Source organism: Sphingopyxis sp. DBS4 (assembly GCF_024628865.1).
Classification (GTDB): domain Bacteria; phylum Pseudomonadota; class Alphaproteobacteria; order Sphingomonadales; family Sphingomonadaceae; genus Sphingopyxis.
The window spans coordinates 534965-553887 of the sequence record NZ_CP102384.1 but is presented as its reverse complement, the minus strand read 5'-3'; the positions used below and the strand labels follow the sequence as shown (position 1 = coordinate 553887).

Annotated in this window: 16 protein-coding genes; 4 read left to right on the top strand and 12 right to left on the bottom strand. The window is 67.1% G+C overall.

Annotation, left to right across the window (positions count from 1 at the left end; all coding sequences use genetic code 11):
- The first annotated feature begins 96 nt into the window (after nucleotides 1–96).
- On the top strand, nucleotides 97–1764 hold the full coding sequence (gene hutU, locus NP825_RS02640) for a urocanate hydratase (RefSeq protein WP_257548156.1): 1668 nt from the start codon (nucleotides 97–99) through the stop codon (nucleotides 1762–1764).
- Nucleotides 1761–2327 carry a HutD family protein gene (locus NP825_RS02635; protein WP_257548155.1) on the top strand — a complete coding sequence of 189 codons (567 nt, stop codon included), beginning with the start codon at nucleotides 1761–1763 and terminating at the stop codon, nucleotides 2325–2327. The genes hutU and NP825_RS02635 overlap by 4 nt, the downstream gene beginning before the upstream one ends.
- 169 nt (nucleotides 2328–2496) lie before the next feature.
- On the opposite strand, the gene NP825_RS02630 is transcribed toward NP825_RS02635, so the two are convergent.
- Together NP825_RS02630 and NP825_RS02625 are read right to left on the bottom strand one after the other, a co-directional pair.
- Nucleotides 2497–4131 (bottom strand): sulfatase-like hydrolase/transferase, encoded by a 1635-nt coding sequence (locus tag NP825_RS02630; RefSeq protein WP_257548152.1) that lies wholly within the window; start codon nucleotides 4129–4131, stop codon nucleotides 2497–2499.
- Nucleotides 4128–4811 (bottom strand): hypothetical protein, encoded by a 684-nt coding sequence (locus NP825_RS02625; RefSeq protein WP_257548150.1) that lies wholly within the window; start codon nucleotides 4809–4811, stop codon nucleotides 4128–4130. Before NP825_RS02625 ends, NP825_RS02630 begins: the two co-directional genes overlap by 4 nt.
- 110 nt (nucleotides 4812–4921) lie before the next feature.
- Between NP825_RS02625 and NP825_RS02620 the strand changes: the two genes are divergently transcribed.
- Entirely contained in the window at nucleotides 4922–5515 is a 594-nt protein-coding gene (locus tag NP825_RS02620; RefSeq protein WP_257548148.1) for a TetR/AcrR family transcriptional regulator, read from the top strand.
- On the opposite strand, the gene NP825_RS02615 is transcribed toward NP825_RS02620, so the two are convergent.
- Nucleotides 5512–7281: an arylsulfatase gene (locus NP825_RS02615; RefSeq protein ID WP_257548146.1), complete on the bottom strand. Its 1770-nt coding sequence runs from the start codon at nucleotides 7279–7281 to the stop codon at nucleotides 5512–5514. The two genes, NP825_RS02620 and NP825_RS02615, sit on opposite strands and share 4 nt — an antisense overlap.
- A 191-nt stretch (nucleotides 7282–7472) precedes the next feature.
- Between NP825_RS02615 and NP825_RS02610 the strand changes: the two genes are divergently transcribed.
- Entirely contained in the window at nucleotides 7473–8201 is a 729-nt protein-coding gene (locus tag NP825_RS02610) for an enoyl-CoA hydratase/isomerase family protein (protein WP_257548144.1), read from the top strand.
- A gap of 118 nt (nucleotides 8202–8319) precedes the next feature.
- Here NP825_RS02610 and NP825_RS02605 read toward each other — a convergent pair whose 3' ends face one another.
- The 9 genes from NP825_RS02605 to NP825_RS02565 form a co-directional block, all read right to left on the bottom strand.
- Complete coding sequence (locus NP825_RS02605) at nucleotides 8320–9012, bottom strand: N-acyl homoserine lactonase family protein (protein ID WP_257551260.1); 693 nt, start codon at nucleotides 9010–9012, stop codon at nucleotides 8320–8322.
- A gap of 62 nt (nucleotides 9013–9074) precedes the next feature.
- Nucleotides 9075–9866: an enoyl-CoA hydratase/isomerase family protein gene (locus tag NP825_RS02600; protein WP_257548142.1), complete on the bottom strand. Its 792-nt coding sequence runs from the start codon at nucleotides 9864–9866 to the stop codon at nucleotides 9075–9077.
- Nucleotides 9863–10639, bottom strand: a complete 777-nt coding sequence (locus NP825_RS02595) for an SDR family NAD(P)-dependent oxidoreductase (RefSeq protein ID WP_257548140.1) — start codon at nucleotides 10637–10639, stop codon at nucleotides 9863–9865. The genes NP825_RS02600 and NP825_RS02595 overlap by 4 nt, the downstream gene beginning before the upstream one ends.
- A gap of 273 nt (nucleotides 10640–10912) precedes the next feature.
- Nucleotides 10913–12244: a glycoside hydrolase family 1 protein gene (locus NP825_RS02590; RefSeq protein ID WP_257548138.1), complete on the bottom strand. Its 1332-nt coding sequence runs from the start codon at nucleotides 12242–12244 to the stop codon at nucleotides 10913–10915.
- Nucleotides 12241–13905, bottom strand: a complete 1665-nt coding sequence (locus NP825_RS02585; protein WP_257548137.1) for an MFS transporter — start codon at nucleotides 13903–13905, stop codon at nucleotides 12241–12243. The genes NP825_RS02590 and NP825_RS02585 overlap by 4 nt, the downstream gene beginning before the upstream one ends.
- 71 nt (nucleotides 13906–13976) lie before the next feature.
- On the bottom strand, nucleotides 13977–14870 hold the full coding sequence (locus NP825_RS02580) for an SDR family NAD(P)-dependent oxidoreductase (protein WP_257548136.1): 894 nt from the start codon (nucleotides 14868–14870) through the stop codon (nucleotides 13977–13979).
- Nucleotides 14871–14969: 99 nt separating this feature from the next.
- Nucleotides 14970–15665 (bottom strand): TetR/AcrR family transcriptional regulator, encoded by a 696-nt coding sequence (locus NP825_RS02575; protein WP_257548135.1) that lies wholly within the window; start codon nucleotides 15663–15665, stop codon nucleotides 14970–14972.
- Between the two features lie 60 nt (nucleotides 15666–15725).
- Nucleotides 15726–17285, bottom strand: a complete 1560-nt coding sequence (locus tag NP825_RS02570; protein ID WP_257548134.1) for an AMP-binding protein — start codon at nucleotides 17283–17285, stop codon at nucleotides 15726–15728.
- Nucleotides 17282–18916 (bottom strand): carboxylesterase/lipase family protein, encoded by a 1635-nt coding sequence (locus NP825_RS02565; RefSeq protein WP_257548133.1) that lies wholly within the window; start codon nucleotides 18914–18916, stop codon nucleotides 17282–17284. The genes NP825_RS02570 and NP825_RS02565 overlap by 4 nt, the downstream gene beginning before the upstream one ends.
- Nucleotides 18917–18923: the final 7 nt, after the last annotated feature.

The window sequence follows — 18923 nt, the reverse complement described above, 5'->3', positions numbered from 1 at the left end:
TATTTAATTGCCGACACCCTCCGAACCCCGCCCACAAGCCGCCGAATAAATGGGGACTGTCCCTATTTATGGGAGCGCCCTTCCGAAAGGATCGTCATGACCCGTCTCGACAACAGCCGCGTGATCCGCCCCGCGACCGGCCCCGAAATCAGCGCGAAAAGCTGGCTCACCGAAGCGCCGATGCGGATGCTGATGAACAATCTCCACCCCGACGTCGCCGAGCGGCCCGAGGAGCTCGTCGTCTATGGCGGCATCGGCCGCGCCGCGCGCGACTGGGAAAGCTATGACAGGATTGTCGAGACGCTGAAGCGGCTCAATGACGACGAGACGCTGCTGATCCAGTCGGGCAAGCCGGTCGGCGTCTTCCGCACCCATGCGGATGCGCCGCGCGTGCTGCTCGCCAACTCCAACCTCGTCCCCGAATGGGCGAATTGGGAGCATTTCCACGAGCTCGATAAGAAGGGCCTGATGATGTACGGCCAGATGACGGCCGGAAGCTGGATCTATATCGGCAGCCAGGGCATCGTTCAGGGCACCTACGAAACCTTCGTCGAAATGGGGCGCCAGCATTATGGCGGCGACCTTTCGGGCCGCTGGCTGCTCACCGCCGGGCTCGGCGGCATGGGCGGCGCGCAACCGCTCGCAAGCGTGATGGCGGGCGCAAGCTGCCTCGCGATCGAATGCCAGCCGAGCCGCATCGAAATGCGCCTGCGCACCGGCTATCTCGACAAGGCGGCGAGCAGCATCGACGAGGCGATGGCGCTGATCGCCGAAAGCTGCGCCGCGAAGACGCCGATCTCGGTCGGGCTGCTCGGCAACGCCGCCGACATATTGCCCGAGATGGTCCGCCGCGGCATCCGCCCCGACCTGCTCACCGACCAGACCTCGGCGCACGATCCGGTCAACGGCTACCTCCCCGCGGGGTGGACCCTCGACGAGTGGTTCGCGAAGCGCGAGAGCGATCCCGCCGCGGTCGCGAAAGCCGCCAAGGCATCGATGGCGGTGCATGTGCAGGCGATGCTCGATCTGCAGGCGGCGGGGGTGCCGACGACCGATTACGGCAACAATATCCGCCAGATGGCGAAGGACGAAGGCGTCGAGAATGCCTTCGACTTTCCCGGTTTCGTTCCCGCCTATGTCCGCCCGCTCTTCTGCCGCGGCATCGGGCCGTTCCGCTGGGCGGCGCTGTCGGGCGACCCCGAGGACATTTACAAGACCGATGCCAAGGTGAAGGAGCTGCTGCCCGACAACGCGCATCTCCACCACTGGCTCGACATGGCGCGCGAGAAGATTCATTTTCAGGGCCTGCCCGCGCGCATCTGCTGGGTCGGGCTCGGCGACCGCCACCGGCTCGGCCTCGCGTTCAACGAAATGGTCGCGTCGGGCGAACTCAAGGCACCGGTGGTGATCGGCCGCGACCATCTCGATTCGGGGTCGGTCGCCTCGCCGAACCGCGAGACCGAAGCGATGCGCGACGGGTCGGACGCAGTCTCCGACTGGCCCCTGCTCAATGCCCTCCTCAACACCGCGTCAGGCGCGACCTGGGTCTCGCTGCACCACGGCGGTGGGGTCGGCATGGGCTATTCGCAGCACAGCGGCATGGTGATCGTCGCCGACGGCACCCCCGAAGCGGCGAAGCGGCTCGAGCGCGTGCTGTGGAACGACCCGGGCACCGGGGTGATGCGCCACGCCGACGCGGGCTATGACATCGCGCTCGACTGCGCGCGCGAAAAGGGGCTCGACCTGCCCGGCATATTGGGTTGAGCGGCGTCCGCCTGCTCCGCGTGGGGGATCACGCCGCGCGGCCGTGGAAGAATGGCGGCGGCGTTACGCGCGACGTCGCCGTCTTTCCCGAGGGGGCGGACGACGGGAGCTTTTTGTGGCGCGCGAGCGTTGCGACGATTGCCGCGGCGGGGCCTTTTTCGCGGTTTCCGGAGATCGATCGCACGTTGATGCTGCTGGATGGCGAATTGGTCATCAAGATCGGCGATGTAGCGCATCGCTTGCGCCCCGGCTCCGCCGCGCTGCACTTTACCGGTGAAGAGATGGTGAGCGCGGCGCCAGTTGGCGAGGCCTGCACCGTCCTGAACGTCATGGCACAGCGCGAGACCTTTTCGGCCAAGCTTGATCGATGGCAGGGCGCACGACCGACCTCGGCGGACTATCTGCTGCTGCTTGCCACCGGCACCGTCGGGGTCGCGGCCGACGGGCGCCGGTTCGACCTCTCGGCGCACGACGCGCTGCTGATCGACGGACCTGCCGACATTTCCCTTTCGCTCGACGGACCCGTTATCGCCGCCGAAATCTTCCACGCCTCGACCGACTAAGGTCGATGGAGATTCAGATTGCACCCGTCCCTCATCGTGTGTCCCCGCGAAGGCGGGGACCCATCTCCGATCGGCTCAAAATGGCACCGGCCGGAGATGGACCCCCGCCTTCGCGGGGGAACACCATTTTTTTCGAAATCGAGGCGATAGAATCCGAATCCCGCAGGTCTTAGTTCGTCCAGTAGATATAATCCTGCCCGTCCTTCCACGGCGTGTTGAGCGGCACGTCGATGCGGATCGGCCCTTCGATCAGTCCCGGCCAGATCGGTTTCGCCATGCCCTTGTTCTGCGCCTCGATCATCGCGCGAAGCTCTGCCACGCGCTGCGGCTGCTGTGCCGACACATCGTGCCGCTCGGTCGGATCGGTGGCGAGGTCATAGAGCCGCGCCTTTTCGGGCCGCTTGGTCACCTGCAATTTCCAGTCGCCCATCCGCACCGCGCGATAATCGCCCGAGCGCCAGTACATCGCGGTCCGCTTCGCGGGGCCGGCAAGGATATTCTCGCTGTCCATGATGCGATCGGTCGGCAGCTTCGCGCCCGCCGCGGCGGCAATCGTCGCGAAAATGTCGAGATGCCCGGTCAGGTCGGCGCGGGTCGATCCGGGCGCGATATGCCCCGGCCAGCGCATGAACAGCGGGGTGCGGATGCCGCCCTCGAAGAAGGTCGCCTTCCACCCGCGATAGGGCGCGTTGAGATCGGCGATGCCATTATACCAGGCGCCGCCATTGTCGCTGGTGAAGATGACGAGCGTATTGTCGTCGATTCCGGCGCGCTTCAATTCGGCCATCACGTCGCCGATCCGCCGGTCGAGTTGCGCGATCATCGCGCCATAGACGCGCGTCTTGCGGTCCTTGATCTGCGGGAAATTCGCATAGTCTTCCTTCGTCGCCTGAAGCGGTGTGTGCGGCGCATTGAAGGCGAGATACATAAAGAAGGGTCTGTTCTTGTTCGCGTCGATTGCCTTGATCGCCTCGTCGGCGAAATAGTCGGTCATATGCCCCTTGACGTGAAAACGCTTGCTACCGTTGAACGTCACCGCCGGGCGCAGATTGGCCCAGATGAAGCGGTCGATCGGATCCCACGGCAGTTTCGCGTTGACCCCGTCGGGATCGTCGTCGTCCAGATATTTGGCGCCGCCCGCAAGCACCGCGAGGCTTTCGTCGAAACCCTGCGCCTGCGGCTGCAGCTTCGGCGCCTCGCCGAGATGCCATTTGCCGATGTGCAGCGTGTGATAGCCCGCCGCCTTCACCGCCTCGGCAATCGTCACTTCGCTCGCGGGCACGCCCATGTCGGGATAATCGGGGATGTCGTCGGTGATCAGTTCCTTGTGAAAGATCGGTTTCAGCGGCCCGATACCGCTGCCGTGGGTCAGATTCTCCGCGAATGCCACCGGCACCGCGGTATATTCGAAGCCGAAGCGGGTCGGATAGCGTCCTGTCATCATCGCGGCGCGCGAAGGCGAGCAGGTCGCGTTGGCGGCATAGGCGGTGGTGAAGTTCAGGCCCTGATGCGCGATCGCGTCGATGTTCGGGGTCTGGACGATGCCGCCCGCGACGCCGCCGCCGTTGAGGCTGATGTCGTTCCAGCCCATGTCGTCGGCGACGATCAGGATGATGTTCGGCGGCCGCTTGCCTTCCGGTGCGCTCGACGGCCCCGGCTGCCAGGCGACCGGGCGGTTGGGCTGCACCGGGTCGCGCCAGTCCTGAAGCAGGCCGGGAAGCCGGTATTTATTCGCCTGAAAGCCCCAATAGCCGCCCGCACCAAGCAGCGCGAGGACGCCGAGCGCCACCCATCTCTTCTTCATGCCGTCCCCCCTGCGAATGTCAGTATCATGATGTGAGCGAGCGCCGCCGCGAGCGCGAGCGTCAGCCCGACCGTGGCGCGCGGGCTCGCGTAAAAGGCGATCTGGCGCTGCGTCGGAAAGGAGAAAGTCGCCTCGATCCCCAGTGTCTTGTTGAGATGCGCGGCGCGGAAACGCGGGTCCGCCGCCATGCGGACGAGGTCGCGGCGGCTGCGATAGCGCATCGTCCCGACGAGCGACCAGCCGGGGTCCGCAGGCGTGTTCCACGCATCAATATAGCCGCCGACCTTGCGTCCGACGAACACGGGATGGCCGCCGCGCGCGATCAGTCCGCGCACGAAAGGCTCCGAATAGCGGCGCAACCATTCGTGCCCCGCGCGCGTCTCGCCACTCGCCGGATCGGTGACCGGGCCGGGGCGCGTGCGGACGAGATTGACCATCACGAATTCGCGGCCGTCGTCGGCCTCCAGAAAAGCGCGCAGCCGACCGGCGTCATTTCCCGTCTCGACCAAGCGCGGGCCGAGCGTCGCCAGAAAATCGTCGACTTCTTCCCGGCGCAAGGGCCGGCGAATCCCGTCGTAGAAAAGGAGGAAACCGAGCCAGAGCAGCAGCGCACCGCCCCATATCGCCCCCAGCATCGTCGCCTGCCCGCCCATCGTCCCCACCCACCGGCCTGTTGCCAATAATATTATGGCACTATATGTGTCACTATATGCGAAGGGGCGCAAGATGGTTCGACACGGCCATTGACGCGCGTCGCAAGCTGCGCCAGCGCAGAAGCATGGAGGGGAAAGTGACAGCCGAGCCGGCCGAAGAAGGCACGCGGATCGACGGGCGGCGCGAACGCGGCCGGTCGAGCCACAAGCGCATCGTCGCGGCGATGATGGACCTGATCGAGGGCGGCGACCTGATGCCGAGCGCGGCGCGCGTCGCCGAGGAGGCGGGCGTCGGCCTGCGCACCGTGTTCCGCCATTTCGACGACATGGACTCGCTCTATCGCGAGATTTCGCGGATCGTCGCCGACCGCATCTGGCCGGTGATCACCGCGCCCTATGCCGACCCCGACTGGCGCGCCAATGTCCGCGACCTCACCCGCCGCCGCGCGCGGGTTTTCGAGACGATGCTGCCCTTCCGCCTCGCTGCCAACATCAAGCGTTATCAGTCGCCTTTCCTGATGGGCCAATATGCGCAGGTCGTGACGATGGAACGCGACCTCGTGCTGCGGCTGCTTCCGGCCGAAGCAAGCGGCAATCGCTATCGGGTCGAAGCCTTATGCGCGGCGCTTTCGTTCCAGAACTGGCGCGCGATCCGGCAGGATCAAGGCCTGTCGGTCGAGGACGCCTCCGGCGTTGTCGCATATATGGTCGAAGCGCTGATCGAGGATTAGGCTCCGGATAAACGACGGCGACGGCGCTGACGCCAGGCCCAGATCAGCGCCACCAATCCGATCAAGACCCCGCCGAGCACCAGTCCCGCCTGGATCGCGCGCTTCTTTCCCTGCTGCCGCCATGCATAGAGATTGATCTGCTCATCGGCGGTATAGCCCGCGGGCATTTCGAGCACGCCATTGTCCTTGGCGAAGGCCGCATAGTCGGCGCGCATCGCCGCGAAACGGTCGGGCATCGCGGTCGCCAGATCCTTCGTTTCGCCCGGATCGCTCTGGATATCGTAGAGCCGCCACTGGCCGTCGCCGGTCGGCGGAAGGTTGCGGACGAGCTTGTAATCGCCCCGGAACAGGGCGGCGTTGCCCGACAGTTCATAGCCGATCGGCGCGTCGCCATGGACGCTGCCCACGCCGCCCGCGAGCATGGGGACGAGGCTGCGTCCGGCGAGCCGTTCGACCGGGCGGCCGTTCCATGTGCCGTCCTGCCCCGCCACCCCCGCAAGGTCGAGCAGCGTCGGCAATATGTCGGTGACATGCGCAAGGCCGCCGTTGATCGCGCCCGCGCGGACCTGCGAATGGCCGGGCCAGGCGATGATCAACGGCGCGCGCAGCCCGCCTTCGGTCGCGCTGAACTTATAGCCCGACAGCGGCGACGAGGCGGCGCTCGCCCAGCCCGGTCCGATCGCGCTGAAGCTGCCGCGGCGGCCGATGTTCGCAGTCGAGGTGTCATATTCCATCCCGAGGAACAGCCGGTTGCGCAGGCGATTGTAGGGATCGGTCGGCTCCGCCCCATTATCCGACAGGAAGACGAAGATCGTATTGTCGTAATCGCCGGTTGCCTTGAGATGCGCGACGAGCCGCCCGACCTCGCGGTCCATCGCGGTCGCCATCGCGCCATAGGCCTGCATCACGCGGATTGCCGCCGCGCGCTCTTCGGCATCGAGCTTCGCCCAGTCGGGGGTCGTCTTCATCGTCACCAGCGCCGTGCTCGCGGGCATGATGCCGAGCGCGACCGCGCGCCTCGCCCGCGCTTCGCGCAAGGCGGTCCAGCCTTCGCGATACATCGCCGAATAGCGCGCGATGTCGCTGTCGGGCGCCTGCACCGGGATATGGTTGGCGAGGAAATTGACCGACGCGAGGAAGGGCTTCCCGCTTGCGCGGTCGGCCTCGATATAGTCGATCATTTTCTGGACGACGAATCGCGACGAATAATAATCCTTCGGCAGCGTCGCAGGCTTGCCGTTCTCGGTCCAGGCGGCGGTGTCGTACATGCCCTCGATCGGCCGCTGCTCGAAATTGTCGGCGCCGGCGTCGGCGAGGCTGAACGCGCGGTCGTAGCCGCGCGCGCCCGGAAGCCGCTTCGCATCGCTGCCGAGATGCCATTTGCCGGTCAGATAGGTGCGATAGCCCGCCGCCTTCAAAAGCTCTGCGATCGTCACGACGCGCAGGTTCATCACCGTGTCGTAGCCGGGCTTGCCGCGATGCGCGTCGGGGATCGTCTCGGGCATGTTGCCGAGCCCGGCGCGGTGGTTCATCACCCCGCTCTGCAGCATCGCGCGCGTCGGCGAGCAGGAGCCCGCGACGTGGAAGTTGGAAAAGCGCATCCCCGCCGCCGCGAGCGCATCGATGTTCGGGGTCGCGATCTCGCTGCCGAACGAACCGACATCGCTGAACCCCCAGTCGTCGGCGAGCAGAAGCACGATATTGGGATGGTGCGGCGGCGCCGAACTGGCCGAGGCCATAGCCGGCGCCGCCGCAAGCAGGGTCATCGAGGCGACAAGGGCGCTTCGCCCCCGGGCAATGCAGCCGGCCCCCCGCCCGGCTTTTTCACGCATCGCCATCGCCGTCCCCCCTGCGTAAGTTTTGGCACTTGTTATGTCAAAAGATTGCAAAGTCAATGCTCTTGGCACGCCCGGCCATTCCTGCTTGGACGGCACGGAACCGAATAAGGGAGAGTGAGATGACCCAATTGGTGCTGCGCGACGATGCCGACGGCATCGCGACGCTGACGCTGAACCGCCCCGACAAGCGCAACGCGCTGAACCTCGCGCTGTGGGGCGAACTCGACGCGCACGCCGACGCGATCGCCGACGCGGGCGAACGGATCGGTGCGGTGATCCTGCGCGCGGCCGGGCCGGTCTTCTGCGCCGGCAACGACCTCAAGGAACGCGGGCTCGAAGCGCCGCGACCGCATTATCAGGCATCGATCGTGACCAAACTCGCCGAACTGCCGCAGCCGCTGATCGTCGCGGTGCAGGGCGGCTGTTTCACCGGCGGGCTGGAACTGGCGCTCGCGGGCGACATCATCGTCGCGGGCGAGAGTGCGCGCTTCGCCGACACCCACGGCAAGTTCGGGCTGGTGCCGATCTGGGGCATGAGCCAGCGGCTGCCGCGCCGCGTCGGCGAATGGAAGGCGCGCGAGATCAGCTTCACCGGCCTGCCCGTCGATGGACGCGAGGCGGCGCGGATCGGCCTCGCCAACCATGTCGTCGCCGACGCCGAGCTCGATGGGACGGCGCGGGCGCTGGCCGAAGCGATCGCCGCCCAGTCGCGGCACAGCGTCTTCGCCTACAAGCGGCTCTACCGCGAGCAGGCCGACCTGCCGCTGGGGCCGGGGTTGGCGCATGAGGTGTTCAACAGCGCAGGCGTCGCGCCCGATTTCGCCGAGCGGGTGGCGAAGCAGTTTTAAGCCCACATCCTCGATTGAAAAATTGCGTGTCCCCGCGAAGGCGGGGACCCATCTCCCACCGGATCAGAATAGCACCGACCGGAGATGGGCTCCCGCCTTCGCGAGAGCGCAGAGCTTGTTAAATGACCGGCTTTCCCTCCTCGACGCTCGCCCATTGGCGCCCGTCGTGGCCGAAGAGGATATGCGCGCCGGCGCGGCGACGGCGGTCCAGAAAGCCCATCGTCTTGAGGCCCGCCTCGCGGTCGACCACCGCCTTTTGTAGCACCATCAAATCGAGGTTGCGCTCGGTGTAGCAGCAGTCGGCGGCGAGCAGTATCTCGCGCCCGCTCGGCAAGGTGACGATGACGCTCTGGTGGCCCGGCGTATGGCCGTATGTGGGGACGATCCGCACGCTGCCGTCGCCGAACAGGTCGAGTTCGCCGTCGATCGCGCGCACCGGCTGGCCGGTGGCATAATCCTCGGCCTCGTAAAGCCCCGGCTCCTCGACCGCCTGCGCCGCTGCGAGCTCGCGCGACTGGACGATCATCGTCGCGTTGGGCAGACTGGCGTTGCCGCCGCAATGGTCGATGTGGAGGTGCGAGTTGATCACCCAGTCGATGCTCGCCGGGTCGACGTCGATGCTCTTCAGCCGCGCCGCGATCTCCTGCCCTTCGAACCATTGCAGCCCGAACTTGTTCGGCGGCAGCGCGTCGGCAAGCGTGCGGCGATAGCGCACCCCCATGCCGCTGTCGAACAGCGCCCGGCCCTTGGGATGGTCGATCAGATAGGAAGGAACCGGGCCCTTGAGATAATCCCCCTCCTCGCCCTCGATGAAATAGCCCGGCCGGCACTGGAACTAGCCGGTGTTGAAGGCATAGAGGGTGAGCGGGCCGGTCACCGCTCGCGATACTCGGGCGGCCGCTTGCCGAGGAAGGCGGCGAGCGCTTCCTTGTGATCCTCGGTCGCCGACAGGATCACCTGCTGCCGGTCCTCGATCGCCATCGCGGCGTCGAGGCTTTGCGCGTCGATATTGAGGTTCAGCGCCTGCTTCGACAGGCGCAGCCCCCACGGGCTCGTCGCCAGCATCTCGTCGGCGAGCGCGAGGCCGCGATCGAGCAGTGCCTCCTCCTCGACGATCTCGCTGACCAGCCCGGCACGTAGCGCGCGCTCGGCGTCGATGAAGCGACCGGTCAGGATCATCTCCGACGCGAGGCTGGCGCCGACGAGGCGCGGCAGGAAATAGCTCGACGCCATGTCGCAGCCGCCGAGCCCGATGCGGATATAGGCCGCGTTGCAGCGAAACGACGGCGAGGCATAGCGCACGTCGGACGCGAGCAGCAGCGACAGCCCGCCGCCCGCCGCAGCGCCGTGGCCGAGCGCGATGATCGGCTGCGGACAGGCGCGCATCTTGCGATAGATGTTGCCGATGCTCGTCTGGGTGCGCAGCGTGCGCAGCACCGGCGTCTCGTCGGTGGCGCGATCCTCCTGAATGTCGAGCCCGGCGCAGAAACCGCGCCCGGCGCCGCGCAGGATGACGACGCGGACCTCCTTGCGCTCGGCGAGCCCGCCGAAATAATCATTGAGTTCGTCGACCAGTCCTTCGCTCAGCGCATTCAGTCGCTCGGGCCGGTTGAGTGTCGCGATCTCGACCTGCCCGCGCGCCTCGACGAGCAGTTCGCCGCTCACAGCGTCTGCCCGTCGTCGATGGTGATGACGCTGCCGGTGATCCCCTGTGCGGCGTCCGAGCAGAGCAGCAGCAGCGGCGCGTGGAGGTCGCTCGGCGGGCGCAGGCGCTGGCGCGGGAAAGTCGCGACGAACTTCTTGCCCGCCTCGCTGTTGAACAGGTCGGCGGTCATCTCCGACTCGAAATAGCCGGGCTGGATGATGTTGACGCTGATCCCGCGCCGCGCCCATTCGCGCGCGAGCGCCTTGCCCATGTGACGCACCGCCGCCTTGGTCGCGCCATAGACCGAGGTCGCCGGAAAGACCTTTTCGGCGGTGATCGAGCCGATGAGGACGACGCGGCCGTTTTGCTTGTCACGGCTGCCTGCCGCTTCGAGACGGCGCGCGCCTTCGGTCGCGGTCAGGAAAACGCCGCGCACGTTGGCGGCGAACAGCCCGTCGACCTCTTCGACCGTCAGCGCCGTCGCCACCTTCTCGGTCGCGACCCCGGCGTTGGCGACGATCGTGTCGACGGTGCCGAACGCCGCCTCGGCGGCGTCGTAAGCGGCCTTGGTCGAGGCTTCGTCGGTGACGTCGAGGCTGACCGCGATCGCTTGACCGCCCGCCGCCTCGATCGCCGCGACCTGCTCGGCGAGTTTGTCGGCGCGCCGCGCCGCAAGCACGACCTTCGCGCCCGCCGCCGCCAGCGCGTGCGCGAAACCGGCGCCGAGCCCCGACGACGCGCCCGTCACGAGCGCGACACGCCCGGTCAGATCAAAGCGGGGCTGCTCGGCCATTTCCTGTTCCTTTCGCTGTTTCCCTTATCGGCTCTGGCTTGGCTTTGGCGCCAATTGACGTTTACGTCAACCAGCCGCGACGGATGCCGAAGGGGGTTGACGATCGATATTTGTTCCCCTATTGTTCTTCCTGTGCACACACAACCTGTTCCCCCGTCGCGGCCACCGAGTGTGGCGGACGGGGGATAAAGGCCCCTCCTTCCTGACATTATCCGGACAGCATGGATTCCGGTTGCCCGCGCGGCGGCCGCGCCCGGTCCTGGATGCCTGACCCTAGATAAGGTTCGCGCGTGCGATCGCGGCGAAATGGAAAGCACTCGGGCGCGGCGTGCGCCTGAAGCTCTGTCGGTCGACCGCGGCGAGCCCGAACGGAACCGCATAACCCGACGTCCATTCGAAATTGTCGAGAAGCGACCAATAGATATAGCTGTGCACCGATATGCCTTCGTCGAGGCATTTGCGCACCCCGTCGAGCGCGCGATCGATGAAGGCGATGCGGCGGGCGTCGTCGGCCACCGCCACGCCGCTTTCGGTGACATAGATCGGCTTGCCGATCGTGCGGTGTGCCCAGCGGATCGTGTCCGCCAGCGCCTGCGGATAAAATTCATAGCCCGACAATGTCAGCTCGGCGCCCTGCGGCGGCGCAACCATGCCATGCTCGTCGAAGCGGAGGCGCGTATAGCATTGCACGCCGAAGAAATCGGCGTGGCTGCGCGCGACATCGACCCAATCGCCATAGAGGCGCCGCTCATAGTCGGCGACGAGCGACGGCGCGCCCACCGACTGGATGTCCTGCGTCGTCAGCGTGATCCCGACCGGCAGCTCGGGGCGTGCCGCCTTGATCGCCTCATAGGCGAGCCGGTGCGCCTGCTGCATGATCGGGGTCGTGACCGCGGGATCGGCGAAGGCGAGGCGCGAGAATTTGGGCGCGCCGGTCGCCGCGACCAGCGCCGCCTGCGCCTCGCGCTGCAACGCCGCGCCCGCTTCCGATTGCGGGAACAGCGCGACGAGCAGGCCGATATTCGCTTCGTTGAACGTCGTCACCAGATGCATCAGCCCGCCGAGCCGTTCGGCGACGGTGCGGCAATAGCGCGCGAAAAGCTGCGGTGCGTCGCTTGCCTCGAACCCGCCGCGCCTCGCGAACCAGAGCGGCACGGTGAAATGGCTGAGCGTGACGACCGGCGCGAGCCCGCGCTTGCGGCACGCGGTCAGCACCCGCGCATAATGGTCAAGCTCGGCGTTGGAGAAATGGCCCTCGCTCGGCTCGATCCGCGCCCACTCGATCCCGAGCCGATAGCAGTTGAACCCGAACGTTTCGGCCAGCGCGAAATCCTCGTCATAGCGATGATAGCTGTCGCACGCGTCGCCCGAGCGCTCCTTGAACAAGGTCGGCCGGATATTTTCGGCGAGCCACGCATCGCTATTCGTGTTGTTGCCCTCGCTCTGATGCGCCGAGATCGCGGCGCCCCAGAGGAAGCCCTTGGGCGCGGGCTTGCGCTGCGTCGCGGCGGATGCGTTCGCCAACAGCGCGGGCGCCGCCGCCACACCCGCCGCCGCCTGGATCAGTGCGCGGCGGCCGATCGCCCCCGCCCCATCCCCGCTCATGCCTCGATGTCCCGCTTGTAGGTTTCGGGCAAGAACAGGATGCCGACGACCGCGGTGACCGCGGCGATCACGACCGCATACCAGAGCCCCTGATAGATATTCCCCGTCGCGGCGACCATCGCGAAGCCGATCGTCGGCATGAAGCCGCCGATCCAGCCGTTGCCGATATGATAGGGAAGCGACAGCGAGCTGTAGCGGATGCGCGCCGGAAACAGCTCGACGAGCAGCGCCGCGAGCGGGCCGTAGACCATCGTCGCGAGCAGCCCGAAGGTGCAGAGGATCAGGAGCACCCGGCCCTTGTTCACCCGCGCCGGATCGGCCTTGTCGGGATAGCCCGCCGCGTCGAGTTCGGCCTTCGCGGCGGCGTCGAAGGATGCGACCGCGGCGGCGCGGCCCGCCTTGTCGAGCCCCGCGGGGTCGGGAACCGCGAGCGTCCGCGCGCCGATCCGCACCGAGGCGACCGTTCCCGCCGACGCCGCGACATTGGCATAGTTGATGCCGTTCTTCGCGAGATAGGATTTGGCGATGTCGCAGCTCGTCGCATCGAAGCTGTTGCTGCCGATCGGATCGAACTGGAACGAGCATTCGCCGGCATAGGCGGCGACCTGCACCGGCGCGCGCTCGACCGCCGCCGCCATCGCCGGATTGGCCGCGACGACCAGCGCCTTGTAGAGCGGGAAATAGACGAAGACCGCGATGGCGCAGGCGGTCATCATGATCGGCTTGCGCCCGATTTTGTCGCTGAGCCAGCCGAAGAAGATGAAGCTGGGGATGATGATCGTCAGCGCGGCGGCGACGAGGAAATTCGCCGTCGCCCCGTCGACCCGCGCGATGCGCTCGAGGTAAAAGAGCGGATAGAGGTGCGCGGCAAAGCCGATCACCGCCTGCCCCGCGACCGCGCCGAACAGCGCGATGAGCACGATCTTGAGGTTGCGCCACTCGCCGAACGCTTCCTTGAGCGGCGCTTTCGAGGTCGCGCCGGCTTCCTTCATGCGCTGAAAGACCGGGCTTTCCTCGAGCTGGAGGCGAATCCACAGCGCGACCGACAAGAGGACGATCGAAAAGAGGAACGGAAGCCGCCAGCCCCAGTCGTTGAAGCTGTCCTCGTCCATGAACAGGCGCAGCGTGACGACGAAGGTCGAGGCGAGGATCAGCCCGATCATCGCGGTCGTCTGGATGAAGCTGGTGTAGAAGCCGCGCTTTCCGGGCGGCGCATGTTCGGCGATATAAACCGCCGCGCCGCCATATTCGCCGCCGATCGCGAGGCCCTGGAGCAGGCGCAGCAGCATCAGGATGATCGGCGCCGCGACCCCGATCGTGTCGTAGGAGGGCAGGAAGCCGACCGCGAAGGTCGACAGCCCCATGATCGCCATGGTGACGAGGAAGGTGTTCTTGCGCCCGACGACGTCGCCGACGCGCCCGAACACCAGCGCCCCGAACGGCCGTACCGCAAAGCCCGCGGCGAACGCCATCAATGCGAGGATGAAACCCGTGGTTTCATTGACCCCCGAAAAGAAATGATGCGAGAGCACGCTAGCGAGCAGGCCGTAAAGATAGAAATCATACCATTCGAACACCGTCCCCAATGACGAGGCGGTGATGACGAGAGTCTCGTTCTGGCGCTTGCCCTCGGCGGGCAGCATTTCGCTGTCGGTTACCATCTTCCTCTCCCTTCAGACCGGCAGCGGCGGCGGGCTCTTGACCGGCCCGTCCGCCACGCTCCCGGGGAATATCAGCGTTGGACCGCCATCGTCGGCGCGGTAACGCCCGCGCTCGCGAGCTCGCGCTCGGCCTGCGTGAAGCCATAGGCCGGCACGCTTTCGCCGCGCCGGTCTGCAATGCGATCCCATTCGGCGGCGACGCGCGTCGCAGCATCGTCGCCGCGCCCGATGAAGGCGCCGCCCGTCAGCGTGACGTTCGCGGCCGCGAAATGACCGGCACCGGCGCACAGGATCGCGCGCGTCGGCGCGTCCTCGCCGACGAGCGCGAGCAGGCCCGGGCTCACCGCCTCGGGCGCGAGATGCGCAAGCGCTTCGGGCGCGAGGACGCCGTCGGTCATCGCGGTCGCCGCGGTCGGCGCGAGACAGTTGACGCGGATGCCGTATTTCTCGCCCTCGAGCGCGAGGGTCTGCATCAGCCCGACGAGCGCCATCTTGGCCGCGCCATAATTGGCCTGCCCGAAATTGCCGTAGAGCCCCGAGGAGGAGGTCGTCATCACGATGCGGCCGAAACGCCGCGCGCGCATCTGCTCCCACACCGCCTTCGAGCAGATTGCGGCGCCCATCAGATGAACCTCGACGACGAGGCGGAAGTCGGCGAGGTCCATCTTCGCGAAACTCCTGTCGCGCAGGATGCCGGCGTTGTTGACCAAAATGTCGACACCGCCCCAGGCGAGCGTCGCCGAATGGACCATCGCCGCGACCTCTGCCTCGTCGGTGACCGATGCGGGAGCTGCCAGCGCTTCGCCGCCCGCCGCCGCGATCTCGTCCGCGACGCGCCCGGCCGCGTCGGCCTGCATGTCGTTGACGACGACGCGCGCGCCGTGCCGCGCGAGCATCAGCGCGTGCGCGCGGCCGAGGCCGCCGCCCGCTCCGGTCACGATCGCGACCCGCCCATCCAGTTGCATAGCGTTCCTTCCTCGCTGCATATGATAGTAACTCACTTGTGAGTGAATAAAAACCCGAAAGCCTCGTCCCCCAGCGGGTCCGGCGGCCTCCGTCCGCGGTCAGCCGGCCCTGGCGTCCTTCCTCTGTTCGCAGATCTCGCGAAAGCCCGCCGCCATGAAGCGCGCCATGCGCTGCTTCACCGCCTCATAATCGTCCGAATGGCAAAGCCCCTGCGACAATTTGTCGATGCGCCCCGTCCGCGCGAGCGTCAGCATCAGCGCGCCGGTCACGAAATGATAGCCCCAGAAAATATCCTCTTCGTCGGATTCGGGCAGCGCCTTCTTCAATATGTCGATCAGGCGTAGCACCACCGGGTCGAAATATTTGTCCATGAACTCGGCGCCCTCGGGGCTGTTCGACGCCTGCGCACCGAAGGCGCCGTAATTCTTCCATCCCTCGCCGCCCTGGATGTAAAGGTCGAGGTCGGTATCGAGGAAAGCGTGGAGCGCGCCCTCGACGGTCGGCTGGCCGCCGGCCGCGCGGTCATAATCGTCGAGCGCCTGCATCCGCTTGTCGATCGTCACGACCGCGCGCCGCGCGAACACCGCGTCGAACAGCGTCCGCTTGTCGTCGAAATAATAGTTGAGCAGCGTGTGATGGACGCCGACCTGCTTGGCGACGTCCTTCAGCGTCACGCCGTGAAAACCGTGCTTCGAAAACAGGAGTTCGGCGGTGTCGAGAATCTGCTCCATCATTTCGGCGCGTTGTTCCGCCTTCGATGGCCGCTTTACCGCGCTCTTTGCATTCGACGCCAAATTCTCTTCCTTCCGCACCTTCTCAGGCGGCCGCGATCCTAGGGTCAAGCCCTAGGGCGCCTACACCTGTCCATATTCGGCCCGCAATTGCATTTTGTCGATCTTGCCCGTCGGCGCGAGCGGCATCGCGTCGAGCCGCACGACCGCGTCGGGAATCCACCATGATGCGACCCGCCCGGCGAGCGGCGCGAGCAGTTCGGCGTCGCTGACCGCGGGTTCGCTGGTTTCGACGAGCAGGATCGGGCGCTCGCCCCATTTGGGGTCGGACCGCCCGATCACCGCGGCGAGCGACACCTGCGGCAGCGCGCCGACCAGCGCCTCGATTTCGGCGGGATTGATCCATTCGCCGCCCGATTTGATCAGATCCTTGGCGCGACCGGTGATGACGAGATTGCCCGCCCCGTCGATCCGCGCCAGGTCGCCGGTATCGAACCAGCCGTCGGCGTCGGTCGCGGGCTCGGCCTGCCCGAAATAGCGCTCGACGACCGAGCCGCCGCGCACGCGCAAATGCCCCTCGGCGCCGCGCTGTTCGGGAAGCGCGCGGCCTTCGGCATCGGTGAGCAGCAGGTCGATGCCCATCGCCGGTCGGCCCGAAAGCGACGGCCGTCGCGCGGGGTCGCCCGGCAATGCGGCGGTGCCGAGCGGCGACAGCTCGGTCATTCCCCAGCTCGTCTGCACCTCGACCCCCAGGCATCGCTCGATCCGGTCCATCAGCGCGGGCGGCATCGACGATCCGCCGACGAGAATGCGCTCGAGCGTCGGCACTTCGCCGCCCTCGGCCTCCAGATGTTCGACCAGCCCGAGCCAGACGGTCGGGACGCCGACGGCGGCGGTCACGCCCTCGGCCCGGATCAGCCGCGCCAGATGCGCGCCGTCGCTGTGGCGGCCCGGCAGCACCAGCTTCGCGCCGACCGCCGGGGCGGTGAAGGGAATGCCCCACGCATTGGCATGGAACATCGGAACGACCGGCATCACCGCGTCGCGCGCCGTGATGCCGAGAACATCGGCCTGAAGCTGGCGCATCGTGTGCAGGAAGCAGCCGCGATGGGTATAGGTGACGCCCTTCGGCGCGCCGGTGCTGCCCGAGGTGAAGCAGAGCCCCGACGGGCTGGTCTCGTCGAAATCGCCCCAGACGGCATCGGCCGGCGCGGCGGCGACCAGCGGCTCGATCGCCCCCTCGCCCTCCGCAGTATCGAGCAGCAGGATATGGCGCACCGTGCCCAGATTGCGCACGGCATCCTGTGCCAGCGGCAGCAGGTCGGGGCTCGCGAGCAGCACCGACGCCTCGGACTGGGCGAGCATCGAGCCGAGCTGCGCCGGGGTCAGGCGCGGATTGAGCGTGTGGCAGATCGCCCCCATGCCCATGATTCCGTACCAGGCCTCGACATGCCCCTGCGTGTTCCAGGCGAGCGTCGCGACGCGGTCGCCCTTCGCGATCCCGAGGGCCGCGAGCGCCCCCGACACGCGCAGTGCCCGCTCGCGCAGCGCGGCATAGCCGATGCGCCGGATCCGACCCTCCGCCTCCGCCGACACCACTTCGGCGCCGGGGTGCCATTTCGCGGCATGGGAGAGGAATTTGTCGAGCGTCAACGCATAGGTCTGCATCGATCCGTCGATCATTGGCACCCCGCGGCTTTGGGGGGCAAGGGCGGCGACATCACGCCGACATTCCAGTTCCACGCGATATTGCCGGCGGCGCGGCGGCGGCAGACCACCGCTTCGTGGAGCGCGGCGGTACCGGGGAGGAGATTGTGCCCGGCGCGCGGCACGTCGGCGATATGCAGGAAACCGCGATTGTCGGCATAGGCCGGCCAGTCGGGCCCGCCCTTCGCGCGCGGCCGGCCGGCCCTGGCAAAGCTCGCCCAATAATCGCCCATTGCCTCGCTCAGCTTCCGCTCGGCGAGATTGTCCGGAATCTTCGGCCACAGCGGCGGCGTCCGCGTCGCGGTGCCGAACACATAGGGCAATTCGGCGGCGTGAAAGCCATGGAGATTCCATTCCTCGGTCGCCGGATAGCCATGGTCGAAGAAATAGAGATAGGCACCCTGCCCCAGCGCCGCCTGATCCGACGCCAGCCGCTCCGACGTCCAGCCGTACATTGCGTCGCGGGTCGCGGCGAGCATGCTCTCCTCGATCGCCTTCGCCGGATAGCGCGCCAGGAACAGGTCGGCGAATTCGCCATAGCCGGCGCGGATGGCGGCTTCATAGGCGGCGGCGTCGGCAGGCGGCTTGGGCAGAAGGAAGCGGAGCGAGCGGATTTCGCCGCTGTTGAAGCCCGCGAGCATCGGCACCGGCGCCTGCTCGCCCTTGTCGAACGTGTCGACGAGCTGGCGCGGCACGACCTTGCCGTCGATATTCGGGAACGGGAAATAGCCGGTTGCCGGAACCTTTTCGGCGATGTCCGCCGCCGGCAGCGCGCGCAGCGCGGCAAGATCGGCGGCGCCGAGTTTGGCGGCGAGGTCGACGCCCTGCGCCTCGGCGGGGATCATGCCGTTGATCGCCTCGTGGAGCGCGGGCGCCGAGACCATATAGCCGCTTTCGGCGATCGCCTTGTGGAACAGGCCCCGCGCCGGGGGCGCCGCCATCAGATACATGACGCTGAGCGCACCCGCCGATTCCCCGGCGATCGTCACATTGCCGCCATCGCCGCCGAACGCGCCGATGTTGCGCTTGACCCATTCAAGCGCCGCGACCTGATCGAGCAGGCCGTAATTGCCCGAGACATGATCGGACGCCTCGGCGCTGAGCGCCGGGTGCGCGAACCAGCCGAACATGCCGAGCCGGTAGTTGATCGTCACCACGATCATCCCGCGCCGCGCGAGCGCGCTGCCGTCATAGAGCGGGTCGGCGCCCGACCCCGACGACAGGGCGCCGCCGTGAATCCAGACGAAGACCGGCGCGCCCTTCGCATTCTGCGGCGCCCAGACGTTGAGCGACAGGCAATCCTCGCTCATCGCCGGCAGATCCCACGCATAGATGCTGGGTCCGCGCGGCTTCGGCTGCATACAGGCGGCGCCGAACTTCGTCGCATCGCGCGTGCCGTCCCAGCGCGGCAGCGCCGCCGGCGCGCGCCAGCGGCGCTCGCCGACGGGCGGCTGGGCATAGGGAATGCCGCGAAACACCCGCATATCGCGCTCCTGCACCCCGCGCACCGCTCCGTCGGGCGCATCGATCACCGGATCGGCGGCCGCGACCGGCGCGGAAAGCAGGGCCGCGAGCAGAAGTGCGAAGGGGCTGAAGCGAGCGATCATCGGCCGG